Annotated in this window: 17 protein-coding genes; 12 read left to right on the top strand and 5 right to left on the bottom strand. The window is 70.8% G+C overall.

Annotated features, from left to right (window positions below):
• Window positions 1–197: 197 nt before the first annotated feature.
• The 11 genes from ACNJ7K_RS16750 to ACNJ7K_RS16700 all read left to right on the top strand — a co-directional run bounded on the left by ACNJ7K_RS16750 (window position 198) and on the right by ACNJ7K_RS16700 (window position 10416).
• Window positions 198–1241: a C40 family peptidase gene (locus ACNJ7K_RS16750; protein ID WP_159419191.1), complete on the top strand. Its 1044-nt coding sequence runs from the start codon at window positions 198–200 to the stop codon at window positions 1239–1241.
• Between the two features lie 76 nt (window positions 1242–1317).
• Complete coding sequence (locus tag ACNJ7K_RS16745) at window positions 1318–2658, top strand: hypothetical protein (RefSeq protein ID WP_487041958.1); 1341 nt, start codon at window positions 1318–1320, stop codon at window positions 2656–2658.
• Window positions 2659–2748: 90 nt separating this feature from the next.
• Window positions 2749–3918, top strand: a complete 1170-nt coding sequence (locus tag ACNJ7K_RS16740; RefSeq protein ID WP_120283281.1) for a glycosyltransferase family 4 protein — start codon at window positions 2749–2751, stop codon at window positions 3916–3918.
• 39 nt (window positions 3919–3957) lie between these two features.
• Window positions 3958–4347 carry a hypothetical protein gene (locus tag ACNJ7K_RS16735; protein WP_024101289.1) on the top strand — a complete coding sequence of 130 codons (390 nt, stop codon included), beginning with the start codon at window positions 3958–3960 and terminating at the stop codon, window positions 4345–4347.
• Window positions 4348–4460: 113 nt separating this feature from the next.
• Window positions 4461–4898, top strand: a complete 438-nt coding sequence (locus ACNJ7K_RS16730; protein WP_060652790.1) for an SRPBCC family protein — start codon at window positions 4461–4463, stop codon at window positions 4896–4898.
• Between the two features lie 23 nt (window positions 4899–4921).
• Complete coding sequence (locus ACNJ7K_RS16725; protein ID WP_487041957.1) at window positions 4922–6130, top strand: ArsA family ATPase; 1209 nt, start codon at window positions 4922–4924, stop codon at window positions 6128–6130.
• Window positions 6118–6540: a hypothetical protein gene (locus ACNJ7K_RS16720; protein WP_413768281.1), complete on the top strand. Its 423-nt coding sequence runs from the start codon at window positions 6118–6120 to the stop codon at window positions 6538–6540. The genes ACNJ7K_RS16725 and ACNJ7K_RS16720 overlap by 13 nt, the downstream gene beginning before the upstream one ends.
• A complete protein-coding gene (locus ACNJ7K_RS16715; protein ID WP_120283273.1) occupies window positions 6537–7550 on the top strand; it encodes an ROK family glucokinase in 1014 nt (337 codons plus the stop codon). The genes ACNJ7K_RS16720 and ACNJ7K_RS16715 overlap by 4 nt, the downstream gene beginning before the upstream one ends.
• Before the next feature lie 141 nt (window positions 7551–7691).
• Window positions 7692–8480 (top strand): lysophospholipid acyltransferase family protein, encoded by a 789-nt coding sequence (locus ACNJ7K_RS16710; RefSeq protein ID WP_268655759.1) that lies wholly within the window; start codon window positions 7692–7694, stop codon window positions 8478–8480.
• A gap of 4 nt (window positions 8481–8484) precedes the next feature.
• Window positions 8485–8976: a polyadenylate-specific 3'-exoribonuclease AS gene (locus ACNJ7K_RS16705; RefSeq protein ID WP_026061497.1), complete on the top strand. Its 492-nt coding sequence runs from the start codon at window positions 8485–8487 to the stop codon at window positions 8974–8976.
• A gap of 54 nt (window positions 8977–9030) precedes the next feature.
• On the top strand, window positions 9031–10416 hold the full coding sequence (locus ACNJ7K_RS16700) for a class II 3-deoxy-7-phosphoheptulonate synthase (protein WP_060652794.1): 1386 nt from the start codon (window positions 9031–9033) through the stop codon (window positions 10414–10416).
• 16 nt (window positions 10417–10432) lie between these two features.
• Here the strand turns inward: ACNJ7K_RS16700 and pknB are convergent, their stop codons facing one another.
• Window positions 10433–12475, bottom strand: coding sequence for a Stk1 family PASTA domain-containing Ser/Thr kinase (pknB, locus tag ACNJ7K_RS16695; protein WP_487041956.1), 2043 nt, complete (start codon window positions 12473–12475; stop codon window positions 10433–10435).
• Between the two features lie 182 nt (window positions 12476–12657).
• Here pknB and ACNJ7K_RS16690 point away from each other — a divergent pair, with 182 nt between their 5' ends.
• Window positions 12658–13029, top strand: coding sequence for an Rv2175c family DNA-binding protein (locus ACNJ7K_RS16690; RefSeq protein WP_258260634.1), 372 nt, complete (start codon window positions 12658–12660; stop codon window positions 13027–13029).
• A gap of 29 nt (window positions 13030–13058) precedes the next feature.
• Here the strand turns inward: ACNJ7K_RS16690 and ACNJ7K_RS16685 are convergent, their stop codons facing one another.
• From ACNJ7K_RS16685 to ACNJ7K_RS16670, 4 genes are all read right to left on the bottom strand, one after another.
• The gene (locus tag ACNJ7K_RS16685) at window positions 13059–13997 is read right to left on the bottom strand and encodes a phytoene/squalene synthase family protein (RefSeq protein ID WP_487041955.1); all 939 of its coding nucleotides are present in this window, start codon (window positions 13995–13997) and stop codon (window positions 13059–13061) included.
• Complete coding sequence (locus ACNJ7K_RS16680) at window positions 13990–15576, bottom strand: alpha-(1->6)-mannopyranosyltransferase A (RefSeq protein ID WP_487041954.1); 1587 nt, start codon at window positions 15574–15576, stop codon at window positions 13990–13992. Before ACNJ7K_RS16680 ends, ACNJ7K_RS16685 begins: the two co-directional genes overlap by 8 nt.
• A 100-nt stretch (window positions 15577–15676) precedes the next feature.
• Complete coding sequence (crtI, locus tag ACNJ7K_RS16675) at window positions 15677–17209, bottom strand: phytoene desaturase family protein (protein ID WP_487041953.1); 1533 nt, start codon at window positions 17207–17209, stop codon at window positions 15677–15679.
• 5 nt (window positions 17210–17214) lie between these two features.
• Window positions 17215–18261 (bottom strand): polyprenyl synthetase family protein, encoded by a 1047-nt coding sequence (locus tag ACNJ7K_RS16670; RefSeq protein ID WP_487041952.1) that lies wholly within the window; start codon window positions 18259–18261, stop codon window positions 17215–17217.
• Between the last annotated feature and the right edge of the window lie 40 nt (window positions 18262–18301).

The following is an 18301-nucleotide window of genomic DNA, read 5'->3' as shown; positions in this document are numbered from 1 at the left end:
CCGGTACGTACCGGACCCACCCTCCTCGTGTGTCTGCACGTCCCTGCCGATGCGCGAACGGCATGCACAAACGGCCGCTGCGTGGGAGGGCTACTCGCAGGTAGACACAAACCTATGCAATTCCGTAACCTGACCGAGACCTTTGGGAAAGGATGCGAGCCCACGTGGTTTCCGACAGGACGAAGCACCTCGCACGAGTGCAGGACAGGCGACGGACCGGCCGTCCAGTGCTCGTCGTCGCGCTCGTGATGATGGTCCTCGGTTTCACTCTGGCGCCGGCGACGGCGCAACCCGCAGGGGAGAGTCCGGCCGCACGCCTCGAGCACCTCGCGGATCTGTCACGTCGCAGCGAACAGGCCACCGAGGCTTTGCACGCCGCCGGGGCGGATCTCGAAGCGAAGGTCGCGGCGCAGCACGAGGCCGAGGTGCGTGCCGGCCAGGCCGACGAGGCGCTCGGCGCCGCTCGCGCCGAGATCGCCCGCTTCAAGCCCACCGTCGACAAGCTCGCGCGGGCCAACTACCGCGGTGCGCGCACCAACCGGCTGTTCGCCGTGATGGTGAGCGACTCGCCCCAGCAGATGCTCGACCAGATGGTCCTGCTCGACGTCCTGGGCGAGCAGACCTCGCGTGAGGTCGAGGGCTTCCGGGCGGCCACCGCCGCTGCGGCCGAGGCGGCCGTCGCCGCACAGCATGCCGCCGACGAGGCACGTGCCGCCGCCGAGCAGGCCCAGACCCTCCGCGACGAACTCCAGCGGCGACAGGCCGACCTCGAGGAGCAGATCGAAGGAGTCCTGAACGCCTTCGAGGCGCTGAGCGACGCGGAGAAGGCCGAACTCGCCGGCACTCCCTTCCCTCCGGGCCTCGACGCCGAGAAGATCCTGCAGCACCTCGTCCCCGGCAGCAACGGCGCCGCGCTGCGCGCCGCCCTGTCGCGCATCGGCTCACCGTACGTGTGGGGCGCGACCGGCCCCGACCAGTTCGACTGCTCGGGACTGATGGTGTGGGCGTACCAGCAGGTCGGCAAGTCGCTGCCCCGGTCGAGTCAGGCCCAGGCGCAGGGCGGCATCCCCGTCTCCCGCGACAATCTGCAGCCCGGCGACCTCGTGATCTTCTACGACGACGCCTCCCACGTCGGAATGTACGTCGGCGACGGCAACATGGTGCACGCCTCGACCTTCGGTGTGCCGGTGAAGGTGCAGTCGATCGATCGCTTCCCGTTCCACAGCGCCCGGCGGTACTGACCGGGTAGAGGCGGGATCGCCGCCGGTGGACGAGGGCGTACGGGACCGCCTTCGGACGCCGACCTAGACTGACGCGGTGCCCGCGCGATCGCCCTTCACCGCCGGTACCCGCAAGTGGGAACGTCTCGGCCTGGCCGGACTCGTGGTCGCGCTGGTCACGGCAGGACTGCTACTGGCCGTCGACCCGGTGGACACCGACGACGCCGACAGCCGGGTACGGGCCGAACTGCAGGTCGTGCTCGACGACTGGGCGCATGCGGTCCGGACCGGCGACGACGGATCGCTCGCGGAGTTGATCGACGACGCGTCCCCGGAACTCCTCGACGCCGAACGGGAGCGGATCGCAGCGATCGCCGTCGTTCCCCTCGCCGATCTCGGCTACGAACTCGCCTCCGAACCCGCGCTGCCGCTGCCGCCCGAGACGATCGCCCGGTTCGCGGCCGACGAGGTACGGGCGCACCGCGTCCACCTGCGGTACGCCGTGGACGGAATCGACGACGTACCCACCCGACGGCCGGTGACCGTGCTGTTCGTGCACCGGCCGCAGGGCTGGCGGATCGCCGACGACGCACCCGATCTCGCCGGGGCGCAGACCGTCACCTGGCGAGGACCCTGGGACCACGGCAGCCTCCACCTCGCGACCGCGCAGACCGAGGGTGGTCGCTCGCTCGTGATCGGACATCCGGACAACGCCGCCTTCGTCGACGACCTGGCCGGCGACCTGCCGTCGGTGGTCGAGGCCGTCGACGACCTGTGGGGCGATTCCTGGCCGCGACGCGCACTGGTGGTCGTGACGTCCTCACGCGAGGAGTTCTCGCACCTCGTCGGACCCCGGCACGACGGCGACGACATCGCGGCCGTCGCGGTCTCCGACGATGTCGATCACGAGCGCGGGATCGCCACCGGGCAGCGCATCGTCTTCAACCCGGCCGCGAGCGACCGGCTCGACGACACCTCCCGCCGGATCGTGCTCGCGCACGAGACGGTGCACGTCGCCGCACGCGCCGGCACCGTGGACGGCTCACCGATGTGGGTCCTCGAGGGCTTCGCCGACTACGTCGGCCACCGCACGGCCGCAGAGGGTCTCGAGACAGGGCCGCTCGACGTGCAGCGGATCGCGCCGACGCTGACCCGGCAGGTACGGGCGTCGGGTGCGCCGACGTCGCTGCCCGTCGACGGCGACTTCACCGGCCACCGGTCGGCGCTCGCCTACGAGAGCTCCTGGTCGATCGCCGCGTACACCGCGGACGAATTCGGACACGACACGCTCGTCTCCCTCTACCGCGCCCTCGCCGCGGGTCCCGTCACCGACGAGCGGCTCGACGACGTGCTCACCGACCTGCTCGGCGTCGACACCGCCGGCTTCGTGGACGGTTGGAGCCGCTGGCTCGGGGAGCGCATCCGCGACATCCGCTGACCGGGACGGTCCGGACCGGGGCCCATCGGCACCGTCCGGAGCCCGGGACCCGTCGACGCCTTCCCGTCGCGCTGCTTCTACGGTGGTCCCATGTCGCGGACCCTGCTGGTGACGAACGATTTCCCGCCCCGACCCGGGGGCATCCAGTCCTATCTGCACGCCTTCGCGAATCAGCTGCCGTCCGACGACCTGGTCGTCTACGCGCCGCGGTGGCGCGGCGACAGTCACGTGAAGTTCGACGCGCGGGTCCCCTTCGAGGTCGTCCGTCATCCCACGACGCTGATGCTGCCGACCCCCGACGTCGCGCGACGGGCCACTCGGCTGCTCACCGAACACGACTGCGACACAGTCTGGTTCGGAGCGGCTGCGCCGTTGGCTCTGCTGGCGCCCGTGCTGCGCCGTGCCGGCGCCCATCGCATCGTCGCCAGCACCCACGGCCACGAGGTGGGATGGTCGATGCTTCCCGCCGCCCGGCAGGCGCTGCGGCAGATCGGCGAGCACACCGACACCGTCACCTACGTCAGTCGCTACACGAGGGGGCGGTTCGCCTCGGCATTCGGCCCCGAAGCGGGTCTCGAACACCTGCCGTCCGGCGTGAACACCGACGTCTTCCGGCCCGATCCGGCGGCACGCGCCGAACTGCGGGCACGCTACGGTCTCGGCGACCGGCCCACCGTGCTGTGCCTGTCGCGCCTGGTGCCGCGCAAGGGACAGGACGTGCTCATCCGCGCGCTGCCCGCGATCCGGAAGCGGATCGACGGTGCCGTCCTCGTGATCGTCGGCGGTGGACCGTACGAGTCGCGTCTGCGGGAGCTCGCGCGCCGCACGGAGGTCGAGGAGCACGTCGTGTTCACCGGCACCGTGCCCTCGGCCGAGCTCGCCGCGCACCACACCATCGCCGACGTGTTCGCGATGCCGTGCCGGACCCGCGGCGGCGGTCTCGACGTCGAGGGCTTGGGCATCGTGTACCTCGAGGCGTCCGCGACCGGGGTGCCCGTCGTGGCCGGCCGGTCGGGCGGTGCCCCGGAGACGGTGCGCGACGGTCGCACCGGTTACGTCGTCGACGGCACCTCCGTCACGGCCGTCGCGACCGCGGTGTCCGGTGTCCTCGCCGATCCCGATCGTGCCGCCGCGATGGGCGCGGCCGGTCGCGAGTGGGTCTCCACCGATTGGAGATGGGACGTCCTGGGCGCCAGATTGCGCGGTTATCTCGACGCCTCGGCGCCCCCGAACGAGACGGTGACGCCGTCGGCGGGGTGACCGGACGGGCCGCCGACGCGATATGTGAAGCTGTCCTGCGTGAGCAGCATTCAGGTGGCGGACCAGACCTTCGTAGCGGCGCCCCCGGAGCGCATCGCCGAGGAGGTCGCGGCCCTCGATCGGTGGCGTGCATGGTGGCCCGATCTCGTACTGACCGTGCGGGAGGACCGGGCCGAGAAGGGCATCCGGTGGACGGTGTCGGGTCCGCTCGACGGGACGATGGAGGTGTGGATCGAGCCGGTTCTCGACGGCGCGGTGATCCACTACTTCCTGCACTGCGAGCCGGCGGGTGTCGCGCCCGAGCGGGTGGCGGGTCTCGACCTCGCGGGAATGAACCGTACGCGCCGGGTCCAGGGGAAGGTGATGACCTTCGAGGTCAAGCAGCGTCTCGAGGCCGGTCGTCCGGCCGGTGAACCGCCGCGACACTGAAGCCACCGAAGGACCGTCGTCCCGATACCGTTGTTCCCACGGTGTGTGATAGACCCTCGGGGCGGGACTGATCGGTGCACACCCGAGGGACCGAGAAAGGGAGCCGTCACCACATGGCCGAGAAGACGAAGAGGTCGATCACCATCGACGCGCCGGCCGAGCGTGTCATGGAGGTCATCGCAGATTTCGATGCCTATCCGACGTGGGTGTCGGCGGCGAAGACCGTGGAGGTCGTGGAACATCGTCCCGACGGCAGGGCCGAACGCGTGCGCTTCGTCCTCGACGCCGGCATCGTCAAGGACACCTACGTCCTGCGGTACAAGTGGGCGCCCGACAACCGAGCCGTGAGCTGGGAACTCGAGAGCGGTGAGATCCAGAAGGCGCAGTCCGGCTCGTACGTGCTGACCGAGGCCCCCGACGGCACCACGGTCGTCGACTACCAGCTCACCGTGGATCTCACGATCCCGATGATCGGTCTGTTCAAGCGCAAGGCGGAGAAGGTCATCACCGACACCGCGCTGAAGGAACTCAAGAAGCAGGTGGAGGGCTGAACGTCCGGCACGCCCCGGCCCGCGTGCGATGGTTCCTCGGAAAGGGCGGCGCCGGGAAGACGACCCTTGCCGCGGCCGAGGCGCTCGCGACCGCCCGTGCGGGAGAGCCGGTGCTCGTCGTGTCCATCGACCGGGCGCACTCCCTCGGCGACGTACTCGACCTGCCTCCGGCCACGAACCGGGACGCCGGCGCGACGGACATCCGCACCGTCGAGGAGAACCTCGACATGGTGGAGATCGACTCGCTGCAGCTGCTCCGCACGCGCTACGCGGTCCTCGCCTCGATGGCGGCGCTCGTCGGGACCCACGAGCACGCCGATCAGTTCGACCTGCCCGAGCCCGACGAACTGACCGGGCTTCCCGGCGTCGAGGAACTGCTCGTGCTCGCCGAGGTCGCGCGCCTCGCGGACAGCGGACGGTGGGTTCTCGTCGTCGTCGACGCCCCGGCCTCCGCCGACGCCCTGCGCACCCTCACCGCGCCGCGGACGGTCTCCGATTCGCTGGAACGGATCTGGCCGCAGCACAGCCGGGTGGCGGCGGCCACCGGTCCGGACCCCCGCACGGGTGTCTTCGTCGCGCTGTTCGATCGGCTGCTGTCGGGGATCACCGCGGTACGCGACCTGCTCGACGATCGCGGACGCAGCGCCGCGGTGGTCGTGGCGACGCCCGACCGCGCCGGTCGTGCCGAGCTCGCACGGGTGCGGTCGTGGCTCGCACTGTCCGGCATTCGCGTCGACGCGGTCGTCGTCAACGGCGTCGTCCCCGCGGTGGGTGGTTCGGGTGCGGCCGCGCGGCTGCTGGCCGATCAACGGGTCGCGCACGAGGCGATCGTCGCCGAGATCGGGGCGGCCGTCACCGACGTTCCCGTGATCGTGTGCGAGCGTCGTGCCGCGGAGCCGGTAGGGTTGGCAGCTCTGGAGGAGCTCGCCACGGCGCTCCGCCGCGACGCACCCGTTCCCTCGTCGGAGACCGACGAGCCGGTCCGGGTGCAGCACGAATCGGGAACGGGGGTGGAGTCGGTGTACGCGATGCGCATGTACCTGCCGCTCGCCGATCCCGCGTCCCTGACACTCGGGCGGATCGGCGACGATCTCGTCGTCGGCGCCGACGGCATGCGACGCCGGGTACGACTCGCCTCGGGGCTGCGGCGGTGCACCGTCTCCGATGCCGAGTTCGACGGAACCGATCTGGTGGTGCGCTTCGTACCGGATCCGGCGGTGTGGCCGCTGTGAGGGACGATCACGAAGCCCTGATCTCCGAGTTGTTGCTGCTCGCCGACGCCGTGCTCGACCGTGTCGAGGGCACGGTGCAGCAGTTCGTCGCCGCGACCGGCGACGCGTCGGCTCATACCGCGCCCGATACCGCGACCGGTTCGACGGCGCCGGGTGACGCCGAGGCCGCGACCACCCCGAGCGGCTGCGCGTGGTGCCCGCTCTGCGCCGCCGCAGCCCTGGTTCGCGGCGAGAACCACGAACTGGTCAGCAGGCTGGCGTCGAAACTGGCGGCGTTGATCGCGCTGCTGCGGGAGTTCCTCGCACAGTTCCTGCCCTCGACCGGCGGCGTCCCGCCCGAGCCGACGCCCGATCCGCCGACGCGGGATCGTCCGGCCTTCGAGCCGATCTCCGTCAACCTCCGCACGTGAACACGCACGACCCCGGGCTCACGGTCGGGATCGATATCGGGGGCACGAGCATCCGCGCGGCGGCCGTCGACCGTAACGGCGACGTCGTCGACAGTGTGCGCACGCAGACGCCGTCCTCCGCGGTCGCCCTCGAGAACGCGCTGCACCGGCTCGTCGAGCATCTGCGCGACCGCAACGACATCGCAGCGGTCGGGCTGGGGGTCGCGGGCTTCCTCACCGAGGACCGCACCACCGTGCGGTTCGCGCCGCATCTGCCCTGGCGTGATACGCCGCTCGCCGAGACGCTCACCGAACGCTTCGGGTTGCCGGTCGTCCTCGAACACGACGCCAATGCCGCGGCCTGGGCCGAGTACCGCTTCGGCGCCGCCGCGGGCAGCACGATCGCGGTGATGGTCGCGCTCGGAACGGGCATCGGCGCCGCCCTGCTGCTCGACGGCAGGATCTATCGCGGTGCCTACGGTGTGGCGCCCGAGCTCGGTCACCTGCAGGTCGTGCCCGACGGTCGGCCCTGCCCGTGCGGCAAGCAGGGGTGCTGGGAACGGTATTGCAGCGGAACGGGTCTCGTGGACACGACCGTCGAGATGCTCGCGGCCGAACCCGGGCGGTCCGTTCTCGCGGGCGAGATCGCCTCGGATCCCGGATCGCTCACCGGCCGGCGGATCGCGGGCGCAGCCCACGACGGCGACCCCGTCGCGCTCGCGGCCTTCGACGATTTCGCCCGCAGGCTCGGGCTCGGCCTCGCGCTCGTCGCCGACGTCTACGACCCCGAGCTCGTCGTCATCGGGGGAGGGGTCTCCGGTTCCGCGCCGCTGTTCCTCGACGCCGCGCGCGAGCACTACGCGGCCGTGACCACCGGCGCCGGCCATCGTCCTCTCGCGCGCGTCCGGGTCGCGCAGCTCGGCGACGCCGCCGGGCTCATCGGTGCCGCCGATCTCGCCCGCTCCGCGATCGAAACCTCACGACCACCGCTGTCGTCGAATTTCCCTGTAGGTGAGATTCGCCGGAGGTGAGATTATCGTCACGTCGACGTGGAAAGGGTGGGGTCGGGCACTGAGGCGATGTGCGAGTGGCAGTCGCATCGTCGTAGAGTCGACCGGCGGGCGGTGCTGCACCGATCCGTGTGGGGGATGATCGGATTCGGGAAGGATGCCATGTGGTACTGGCTGTTCAAGTACGTCCTCCTGGGACCGCTGCTGTGGCTCATAGGACGTCCGAAGTTCGAAGGCGGCGAGAACATTCCGGCGCACGGACCGGCGATCCTGGCCAGTAACCACCGGGCCGTCCTCGACTCGTTCTACCTTCCCCTCCTGGTACGCCGGCGCATCACCTTCCTCGCGAAGAGCGAGTACTTCACCGGCACCGGACTCAAGGGCGCCTTCCAGCGCTGGTTCTTCTCGTCGGTCGGGCAGGTCCCCATCGACCGCACCGGCGCCGACGCCGCGCAGGATGCGCTCAACGCCGGGGTCCGGGTGCTCGGCCAGGGCAAGCTGCTCGGCATCTATCCCGAGGGCACCCGCTCACCCGACGGACGCCTCTACAAGGGCAAGACCGGCCTCGCGCGACTGGCGCTGGAGACCGGCGTCCCCGTGATCCCCGTCGCCATGATCGGCACCGACCGGATGAACCCCATCGGGTCGAAGATGTGGCGACCGGCGAAGATCACCGTCCGGATCGGCGAGCCCATCGACTTCTCCCGGTTCGAGGGCATGGGCGGAAACAGGTTCGTGGAGCGCACCGTCACCGACGAGGTCATGTACTCGCTCATGCAGTTGTCGGGTCAGGAGTACGTCGACATCTACGCCGCCTCCCTCAAGAACAAGGGCTCGGCGAACGAGTCGGGCACGGCCGGGAACACGGGCGCGTCGACGAACGGCAGTGCCGCGACCCCGCCGCAGGACGGTTCCGTCGCGGACCGCGTTCCCGACACGCGTGCCGGGTGAGCAGGTGCGCTACTTCTACGACTGCGAGTTCATCGAGGACGGCCGCACGATCGAACTCGTCTCGATCGGTGTCGCCTGCGAGGACGGCCGCGAGTTCTACGCGGTGTCGACCGAATTCGACCCGACCCGGGCCGGAGCATGGGTGCGCCGCAACGTCCTCCCGAAGCTCCCGCCCCCGGCGCACCCCGCCTGGAAGTCGCGATCGAGGATCCGCGACGACCTGCTGAAGTTCCTCGTGCCCCGACCGGGCATCCGGCCCGAACTGTGGGCGTGGATCGGGGCCTACGACCACGTCGTGCTCGTCCAGCTGTGGGGCACCATGCCCGAACTCCCGGACGTCCTGCCCCGCTTCACCCGCGAGCTCCGGCAGTACTGGGAGGACTCGGGCTCACCGCCCCTGCCCCCGGCGCCGGACGACAACCACGACGCGCTCGCCGACGCCCGCCACAACCTCGCGAAGTTCGAAGCGATCGAGGCTGCTCGCCGGTCGCGGTGACGCGGGTAACGGGGTGCTGCGCCGCTTCCGGCCGTCACGCCATATCCTGGACGGGTGAACTGGACTGTCGACGTGCCGATCGACCGCTTGCCCGAACTTCCCCCGTTGCCCGAGGAGCTGCGTGCCAACCTCGACGCGGCGCTCGCAAAGCCGGCGCTGCAGCAGCCCAGCTGGCCCGAGGAACAGGCCGCGGCGATGCGCACCGTGCTCGAGAGCGTGCCTCCCATCACCGTGCCCCGCGAGGTCGAGGAGCTGCAGAACCAGCTCGCCGCCGTCGCTCGCGGTGAGGCCTTCCTCCTCCAGGGCGGCGACTGCGCGGAGACGTTCGCGGACAACACCGAGCCGCACATCAAGGGCAACATCCGCACGCTGCTGCAGATGGCGGTGGTGCTGACCTACGGTGCGTCGACGCCGGTCGTGAAGGTCGCGCGGATCGCCGGCCAGTACGCCAAGCCGCGTTCGTCCGATACCGACGCGCTCGGTCTGCCGTCCTACCGCGGCGACATGGTCAACTCGCTGGTCGCCGATGCCGAGGTGCGCAGGCACGATCCGTCGCGCCTCGTGCGCGCCTACGCGAACGCGAGCGCCGCGATGAACCTCGTGCGTGCCGTCACCGCCGCCGGTGAGGCCGACCTGCACCGCGTGCACGACTGGAACCGGGCCTTCGTCTCGGCCTCGCCCGCCGGTGCCCGCTACGAGGCGCTCGCCTCCGAGATCGATCGTGGTCTGCGGTTCATGGACGCTTGCGGTGTCGTCGACCCGAACCTGCGCGCGGCGACGATCTACGCCAGCCACGAGGCCCTCGTCCTCGACTACGAGCGCGCGATGCTGCGCCTCGACAACTCGGGCGACAAGCCGCGCCTGTACGACCTGTCGGCCCACTTCCTGTGGATCGGCGATCGCACCCGCCAGCTCGACGGCGCGCACATCGCGTTCGCGGAGCTGCTGTCGAACCCGATCGGTCTGAAGATCGGTCCGTCGACCACCCCGGAGATGGCCGTCGAGTACGTCGAGCGCCTGGATCCGCACAACACACCGGGCCGGCTGACCCTGATCTCCCGGATGGGTCACTCGAAGGTCCGCGATCTGCTGCCCGGCATCATCGAGCGCGTCGAGGCCTCCGGGCACAAGGTGATCTGGCAGTGCGACCCGATGCACGGCAACACCCACGAGGCGTCCACCGGCTACAAGACCCGTCACTTCGACCGCATCGTCGACGAAGTGCAGGGCTTCTTCGAGGTGCATCGCGCGCTCGGCACGCATCCCGGTGGCATCCACGTCGAGCTCACCGGTGAGGACGTCACCGAGTGCCTCGGCGGTGCCCAGGACATCTCCGATCTCGACCTGCACGGTCGCTACGAGACGGCGTGCGATCCGCGGCTGAACACGCAGCAGTCGATCGAACTCGCGTTCCTCGTGGCGGAGATGCTCCGCGGGTAGGGAACAGGCGGTCGGATCAGGGTAGTGCGGTCAGCGTGACCGTGCTGCCCTGTTCTGCTCTCCGGCCCGCCCCGGGATTCTGGCCGATCACGACCGAGCGGTCGGAGTCGCCGAGTTGCCGCACCTCGACCTCGAAACCGAGGCGGGTGAGCTCGTCGCGGGCCGAGCCCACCGAGCGTCCCAACATCGACGGCACCTTCACTGCATTGGATACAAGGAGGGTGACGGTTCCGCCGGCGCTGACGTCTTCGCCCTCCTCCGGGTCGGTGCCGACGACCCGCCCCTCGTCGACATCGGCGTCGAAGACCTCACGGATCTCCCCGACGGTCAGGCCGGCCTCGTCGAGGATGCGACGCGCCTCGTCGACGGGGCGCCCGGTCAGGTCGGGCAGGGTCACGGGCGGCGATCCCTTGCTGATCACGAGCGCGACCTCCGCGCCCACGGGCAGGACGGTGCCGGGCGCGGGGTCGAGCGCGGCCACTCCACCCTCGGGCACCGTGGTGCTGAACGCGGTACCGCCCTCGACCGGTTCGAAGGTGCGGCTCCGCAGTTCGTCCTCGACGACGGATCTCTCACCGGCGCCGGGAATGGACGGGACGGTGGGTCTGCCGAGCGACACGAGCAACGCAATCGTGTCGCCGTCGGGCACGCGTGAGCCCGCGGTGGGGTCGGTGCCGAGGACGGTGTCGACGGGAACGTCGTCGGAGTACTCGCCCCGGATCTCGCTGGACAACCCGGCCGTCTCGATCGCGGACACGGCCGCGGCCCGGTCGAGTCCGAGCACGGTCGGGACGTCGGTGAGTCGGCCGGCGCCGAGCCACCACCCGGCGATCCCCATGAACAACGCGAGCACGATGATCGCGGCGATCCAGCCGGCGGCGGACCGGCGCTGACGGCGACGGTCGGTGGCGTAGTCGGGCCGGGGCGCCACCGGTTCGGTGTCGGGACGCGGATGGGTGCGGGTCGCGACCCGGGTCGGGTGCGGGGGTGTGGCCGGTGCATTCGGGTCGGGCGTGGCCGGCGCGGCGGTCTGCACGGTCGTCGGAGCATGCGTGTTGGCGGCCGAGCCGGGGAGCACGGTCGTCGCCGGAGCAGGATCGGCATGCCCGGAAGCGGCGCCGTCGACGGTGCGGGTCGGCGCCGCGGCGTCGGGGTCCACCACGGGTGGCGTCCGCACCGCGGATCGTCTCGGAGCTGGAACCCGGTAGCGGGGGAGATCGAGCGTGTCGCAGATCTCGCCGAGCGCGTCGGCCATCACTTGCGCGTCGGCGTAGCGTTCCGACGGTTCGCGTTCGGTGGCCCGGCGGACGAAGGCGTCCAGTTCGGGCGGAACCCCGTCGATGGCCGAACTCGGGTCCGGCACGTCCTTCTCCACGCGCTGGTACGCGACCGACAGGGACGTGTCGCCGGTGAAGGGGGTGCGGCCGGTCAGCATCTCGTACACGAGTACACCGGCGGAGTAGACGTCGCTGCGCGCGTCGGCGCTGCCGACGGTCACCTGCTCCGGGGACAGGTACGCCGCGGTGCCGAGGATCACGCTGCGCGAGGTGGTGGTCGCGGCGGCGACCGCCCGGACGAGCCCGAAGTCGGCGATCTTCACCTCACCGTTGCCGGAGATGAGGATGTTCTCGGGCTTGATGTCGCGGTGCACGAGACCCGCGCGGTGGGCGACGGCCAGGGCTCCGAGGACCGGCGCAGCCACGGCGGCCGCGGCGTGCGGCGGCATCGGTCCGCGTTCGCGCAGCAGCTCGCGCAGGGTGCCGCCCTCGACGAGCTCCATCACGAGGAAGACGTGATCGCCGTCCTGGCCCTGGTCGTAGACCGCGACGAGCCCGGGATGCGTCAATCGCGCGACGGATCTGGCCTCGAACTCGAACCGTGCCAGGAACTGGGGATCGGCGGCGAACTGCGGATCCATGATCTTCACGGCGACGGGACGGTCGAGACGCATGTCGGTGCCGCGGTAGACGGTCGACATGCCGCCCCGCGCGATCTGCGATTCGATGCGATAACGCCGGTCGAGCACGACGCCGACCAGTCGGTCGCCTCCAGCGGTCACCCGGTGTACCCCCGTGTCTCGTGCGTGATGGTGGGACGCCGGTACCCGGGCCTTCGAGGTATCGACGTGACGAAGGTCCGGCTCCGCGTGTGCGGAGCGATTTCGTCCCCGTCGATCGTAGCCAGCTCCTGTGGACGGTAGCCGCGTAGCTGCCCGCGCGGCCGCAGCGATAACGTGGTGGGGTGAGTGCAATCCCTTACTGCGACGACGTTCTCGACCGCTCCGTGCCCGTGGTGCAGCTCGTCGACGTGGCCAAGAGCCTCGGCGTCGCCACCTCCCGCGTGCACCAGATGGTGCGCGACCGGCAGTTGCTGGCGTTCAAGCGCGACCGCGTGCCGGTCCTGCCCGAGGCCTTTCTCGACGAGGAAGGAAACGTTCTCAAGGGTCTTTCCGGCCTGATCGCGGTGCTGCACGACGGTGGTTACGAGGACGACGAGATCCTGCGGTGGCTCTTCACCGAGGACGATTCTCTTCCCGGTGGATGCCCCGTGGCCGCGATGCACACGCAGTCCGCGCGCGAGGTCATGCGGCGGGCACAGGCGCTCGCCTTCTGAGTTCGTGATGGTCGCCGAGTAATGGATCGTCACCGCTGCCGGAGCAGCGAACCGGCGACGTACTCGGTGAGCATCACGGCGGCGCGCGTGCGGCGCGGAACCGTCGCGCGCCGGTCGAGCACCCGGAACCCGCTGCGTTCGACCTCGTCGAGAATCCGCCCGTAGAGCGTGAAGGCCGCGCGGATACCCGGGCGGATCCGGTCGGGGAGTACCGCCAGTCCGGGTTCGGCCTTGCGATATTCGGCGCGGGTCAGCGCGACCGCGTGGGCGAGTGCCCGCCGGACCTTCGGATCCATCGCGCAGCTGCGCCGGCAATCCTGCAGCAGGTCGATGTCGACCCCGAACGCCGACCACAGTTCGAGCGGGATGTAGAGACGTCCGCGTTCGAGGTCCTCGCCCACGTCGCGGATGAAGTTGGTGAGCTGGAACGCCTCCCCGAGCGCGGCCGCGGCGGGCGGGGCGGCCGGATCGTCGACGTCGAGGATCGGCAGCAGTTCGAGACCGATCACCGCCGCCGAGCCGTACATGTACTCGCGCAGGTCCTCCATGGTCCCGTAGCGGGGCCGGAACTCGGGCGTGCCGGGCACGTCCATGCGCATGGAGCGGATGAAAGCGTCGAAGTACTCGGTCGGGATGCGGTACTGCCGGATCGTGTCGGCGAGCGCGCGGACCACGAGACCGGTGTCGTCGAGCGGGCCGGGATCGCCCGCGAGTGCTGAGTGCAGGCGGGTGTGCGCGTCGTCGACACCGCGGATCGCGGCCTCCGGGTCGTCCACGGCGGTGACGTCGACGATGTCGTCGACGTGTCGGGCGAAGCCGTAGAGCGCGTGCACGGCGTGCCGCCGCGAGGCGGGCAGCAGCCGGGTCGCGAGGTTGTAGGTGCGTCCGTGTTCGGCGGTGAGCTCGGCGCAGTAGGCGTAGGCCCGGGTGAGATCGTCGGCCGCGATCCCCGTGGGGCGCTCAGGCACGGTCGTCCCGGGCAGCGCCGGCGGGCGATGCCGGTCGCGGTCGTAACCGCAGGCGCAGCGGGTCGTAGGTGACCAGCGAACGGGCCGCGACGATCGAGGCGAACACCGCGAGTGCGACGTGCGCGATGTTGTACATCCCGATCGACCCGTCGGGGTTGAAGATCAACATCAGCCAGGTCGACAGCGCGACGAGCACCATGAGCACCCGGGGCGACATCGCGAAGGCGGCGGCGACGGCGAGCGGCCAGGAGTAGTACCAGGGCAGCGCGGCAGGGGAGAGCAGGGTCACCGCGGTCAGCGCCACGACGATCCCGAAGATCGCGTCGCGCTCGGTGCGGCGGAAGCGCCACCACGCCCACACGAGGATCACCACCAGGGCGATCGCGCAGAGCATGCGCGTGATGTCGAGGACCGATCCGAGCCGCCACGGGGTGACCCAGGTGACGGCGTGCGCCATCATCGTCGGCAGCGACAACCAGTTGATGATCTTCGACGAGCCCGACAGGGCGGTGAGCCAGCCGATGCCCACACCGGCGAGCAGCGAGGTGCCGCCGAAGACCGCGGCGAAGACGACCAGTCCCAGACCGGCGGCCTTGACGAACAGGCGGACGGGCGCTGCCGGTTCGCGTCCTTCGGCGCGCGCACGATCGCGTTCGTGGATCATCCACACCCACACCAGGAAGGGCAGTGCCAATCCTGCGGTGGCCTTGATCGCGGCGCCGAGCGAGACCAGGGCGATGCCGCCGAGGTGCCGGCCCTCGAGCACGAGCACGATGCCGGCGATCATGAGACCGACCATCAGCAACTCGTTGTGCACACCGCCGACGAGATGGATCAGCACGAGCGGGTTGAGCACCGCGAGCCACAGGGCGATCGCGGGATTCCCGCCCATGCGACGGGCGAGTTTCGGCACGGCCCACGCCATCAGTGCCAGGCCGGGAAGCATGGTCAGGCGCCACAGCCAGGTGCCCGTCACCACGTTGTCGTCGGTGATGGACGTGATGCCCGCACCGAGCAGCAGGTGGACGGGCCCGTAGGGCGTGGTCGTCGTCGTCCACACGTTGCTGACGTTGTCGAGCAGGACGCCCGGATTGACGACCGGGCCCACCTCGTACGGATCGAAACCGTCGCGCAGCAGCGCGCCCTGCGCGAGGTAGGAGTAGGCGTCGCGGCTGAACATCGGTGTCGCGACCAGCAGGGGAGCGGTCCACGCGGGCAGCACCGTCCACAGATCGCGCACCGTGACGTGGCCGGCGAGGGTCGCCCGGCCGACGCGCACCCACGCCGCGATCATGAGGAGCACACCGACCCACAGGATGATCCGCGAGAGCAGCTGGCCGTGGCCGAAGCGCAGCCACGACAGATAGATGTCCTCGAGCAGCGGGTCGACGCGGCGGACACTGCCCGACCCGAAACTGCCGAAGGTCATGAGCACCGCGCCCCACGCGCCGAGCAGCGCGGCGTGGCCGGCGGGACTCCTCAGGAATGCGTGCTTCGGACGCTCACCCTTCGGTGCGGCCGTCCCCTCCGGCGCGGGCGAGGTCTGCGGCTCGGCGTCGGGCGAGGCAGGGGACGACATCGGTACGGTTCCTCCCCCGTGGACGTGTGGATGCGCGGCGCGCAGATAGCTGGCGAACGAGGACAGTTTAGTGGAGACGCGGAGCGTGGTGCGCCCGGTGTCACCGCCTTCGCGGAACACCGAGCCGTTCGGCGGCGAGCCTTCCGGACAACAGCACGGTGGGGACACCGACGCCCGGCACCGTCGCCGACCCCGCGAGCACCACGCCGGGAACGGCCGGATCGAGGTTGCGGCGCCGGAACGGTCCCGTCTGCCGGAAGACGTGAGCGCTCGAGAACGGGCTGCCCGCCTGCATGCCACGAGCGTGCCAGGTGGCCGGTGTGTCGATGTGGTCGACGCGGAAACCGTCCGTGATGCCGCCGTATCCGCGGCGGTCGAGGACGTCGAGCAGTTCGTTGCGATAGGGCACCGCGAGCTCGGCCCAGGCGAGCGGAGCACTGTCGAGGTTCGGGCACGGCGCCAGCACCGACAACGGTTCGTGCTCGACGCCCTCACGGGTGAACCGCAGGCCGGGATCGGACAGTGCCGGTCGTGTGATGAGCAGCGAGGGATCCGACATCGGCCGGCCGCGTCCGCGGCTGCGGGTGATCTCCGCGAAGGTACGGTCCCACTCGCCGCCGAAATCGATCACGTGGTGGTGTTGCGCCGCCCAGCCGCGGGTCACCCCGGTGGGGATCGACCCGTGCAGCACCACGGCCGACGGCGCGGCCAGCGTGCGACGGCGCCGTCGGCGCGGCAGTAATCCGTCGACCACCGGGGTGTCGGGGGTCAGGACGGCCGCGTCGCACGGGAAGCGCTGTCCGTCGCGGGTGCGGACACCGTCGACCCGACCGCCGGAGAGATCGAGCGAGGTCACCTCCCGGCCGAGTTCGAGCCGCCCGCCGGCCTCGACGAACGCCGCGGCCATCGCGCGGGCGACCGACCGCATGCCGCTGTCCACCGCGTACACGCCCAGCGAGGTGTCCATGTGCGCGATGGCCCCGTAGACGGCGAGGGCCCGTGCCGGCGCGACCCCCGCGTACAGCGCCTGGAAGGTGAAGACGCGGCGCAGGCGCGGGTCGGTGATCCTGCGGTTCACCTGCGCGCCGAGCCTGCCGAACCCGCCCAGCCGGAGCAGGCGCGCCAGGTCGCGCAGCGCCGCCGGGGACGAGACCAGGTCGAGCGGCGAGTCGAAACTCGCGTCCATGAAGCGGTCGAACTCGGCGTCGAAGATGTCGGCGAGCCACGCGCGCAACCGCAGATAGCGGCGTGCCTCCTCCGCACCGCACACCCGCGAGATCTCCCCGACCATGGCGTCGGGGTCGGAGTGCACGTCGATCGAGGTGCCGTCGGCGAACCGCGCGTGATAGGCGGGGGACAGTCGCCGGGTGTGCAGCGCCGGCCGGACGGAGTTGCGGTCGGCGCCCACCGCGGCGAGGGCGTCGTCGATCAACTCCGGCATCGTCAGCACGGTGGCGCCGTTGTCGATCTCGTAGCCCGGGCCGTGATAGCTGCCGACCCGGCCACCGACGTCATCGGCGCGTTCGAGCACCGTCACGTCCTTGCCGGCGCCGCGCAGGTACAGCGCCGCCGACAGACCGGCGAGACCGGCACCGACCACGACGACCCGGTCGGCGCCGGGAACCGTCCGCACCGTCCTCACGCCACCCGTCGGGTCGCGGCGACCGCCGACTCGCGCAGGAGGGCCTTGCCCTCCTCGGTGGCGCCGGACGACTCGAGCGCCTCGAAGGCGCTGTCGGTCAGTTCCGAGATGCGGTCCTCGATCCGGGCGACCGCGCCGAGGTCGACGAGCAGCGAGCGGAGCTGCTCGACCTGCGCGTCGGACAGATCGGTCCCGATCGACGTGCGCAGCAGTTCGGCCGCGGCCGGATCGGAGGCGTCGGCCGTCTCGAGCGCCAGCGCGTACAGGACCGTCCTCTTGCCCGAGCGCAGGTCGTCGCCCGAGGGCTTGCCGGTGACCTCGGGGTCGCCGAAGACACCGAGCAGATCGTCGCGCAGCTGGAACGCCAGGCCGATGTCGGTGCCGAAGCGGCGGTAGGCGTCGATGAGGTCGTCGTCGGCGCCGGCGAGAGCAGCGCCGATGTGCAGGGGGCGTTCGATCGTGTACGCCGCGGTCTTGAACCGGTTGACCCGCGTGGCGGCCTCCACCGATTCGTCCGCCGCCACCTCGTTGGCGATGTCGAGATACTGCCCGCCGAGCACCTCGGTGCGCATCGCGGCCCAGGCAGGGACCACGCGCGCAACGGTCGCGGGGTCGAGCCCCGCCGAGTGCAGCATGTCGTCCGCCCACACCAGGGCGAGGTCGCCGAGCAGGATCGCCACCGACTCGCCGAACTGCTCCGCCTTACCGTGCCAACCGGCGCTGCGGTGCTGCTCGGTGAACTCCACGTGCACGGTGGGGAACCCGCGGCGCGTGGTGGAGGCATCGATGATGTCGTCGTGGACGAGCGCCGCGGCCTGCACGAGTTCGAGCGCCGAGCACGCCTGCAGGACGGCCCCGGCGTCCGGCCCGGTCGGGTCACCGCCGGCGCCGAGCCAGCCCGTCCACGCGAAGCGCGGACGCACCCGCTTGCCGCCGCGCAGCACGAATGCCTCGAGCGTGTCGACGGCCTGCCGGTATCCACCGCCCACCGAGTCGACCAGGTCGGAGCGTGAGGTGAAGAACTGCCGGAGGGAGTCCTCCACCCGATGGGGGAGCTGCTCGGCAGACAAGTGATCGGCGCCG

The organism is Rhodococcus shunpengi, assembly GCF_048381395.1.
GTDB lineage: Bacteria > Actinomycetota > Actinomycetes > Mycobacteriales > Mycobacteriaceae > Rhodococcus.
Note: the sequence above shows the minus strand (reverse complement) of the source record. Positions and strands in the feature narration are given on the sequence as shown.